At 35.5% G+C, this 735-nt stretch carries 1 protein-coding gene; it reads left to right on the forward strand.

Annotated elements, in window-relative coordinates; translation table 11 throughout:
• Positions 1-735, forward strand: a 735-nt coding sequence (locus tag H5R64_RS00235) for a hypothetical protein (RefSeq protein ID WP_182582475.1), incomplete at both ends; no start/stop codon positions are given.

The following is a 735-nucleotide window of genomic DNA, read 5'->3' on the forward strand; positions in this document are numbered from 1 at the left end:
CACCAGTTAAAGCTAGCGATGATCAAGCAATCAATAATATGAAGGATAAGATCCAAAATGATTATGAAGATCAGGTTTCTTCTCTTGAAAATGCTATCGCTACTCAAGAACAAAATAATGATGTATATGATCAGCAAATGAAAGATTATAATCAGCAAATTGCTAAACTGGGTCAAGACCAACATATTACGGGTAGTGGGACAATGACTAATGGTAGTTTCATAAACATTACATATACCTACGATTTAACATGGCATTATGATCCAAAGTATGATCAAGTAGTTGTAACAAATGCTAAATTTAATATTTCCCGTGGAGATCCTCTAACTGTTAGTACTGCTCCAGGTAATGGATTTTGGGATACAGTAACCTTTACTATTCCTAATGCTCCATTGCCACATGAAGAAGGAGTTGCTATTGGTGATTTACCGGGAGTGTCTGGAGAATCACTATGGAACAATTTTGGTGCTACAAATTATGGTATTCTAGCCTTTTTCTCACAAAATAATAAATCAGAACAATATACCATTAAGTACGGTTCGGTTACCCCATACAATGTTAGCCGTAATTCTGATGGTACTTTCACATTATTTGTCACTGAAGATCGATATAATGATTCTCCAGATAAGCTCCATATTCATCCAGCATGGACTCATAGTGACGTTAAAGCAACTGTAAATGTTCCAGCTGTACCTATTAGAAAAACCACTACTACTCACTTTTGCTACGATGTAA

The sequence above is a fragment of the Limosilactobacillus fastidiosus genome (genome assembly GCF_014145505.1).
In the GTDB taxonomy this organism is placed as follows: Bacteria; Bacillota; Bacilli; order Lactobacillales; family Lactobacillaceae; genus Limosilactobacillus; species Limosilactobacillus fastidiosus.